At 54.5% G+C, this 246-nt stretch carries 1 pseudogene; it reads left to right on the top strand.

Annotated features, from left to right (window positions below):
• Position 1: 1 nt before the first annotated feature.
• Positions 2-130 (top strand): annotated as a pseudogene (locus AC6EMZ_RS23495) (hypothetical protein); the annotation flags it as partial.
• Positions 131-246 lie beyond the last annotated feature (116 nt).

The raw sequence follows: 246 nt of genomic DNA, 5'->3' as shown, positions 1-246 counted from the left end.
ACTGGTCGTTGTCCTCTCTCTGGCGGCAGCGCCTGCAGCTCTAGCTCATGCTCATCTGAAGCATCAATACCCGGCGGCTGACGCGGTGGTGGACGCTGCTCCGCAAGCGTTGACGCTTAATTTTTCTCAATTGCTATGGTGGCTAAACCATCTACAGGGCAGATCCATTTAAACTAAAAGGGCCATATGGCCCTTTTAGTTAGCGCAGGGCGAGGAAGACCGTGCTTCACCCGGTCTGCTGTATGG

The sequence above is a fragment of the Enterobacter sp. SCRI0065 genome, from assembly GCF_059766475.1.
This window is presented reverse-complemented; position numbering and strand designations above follow the sequence as displayed.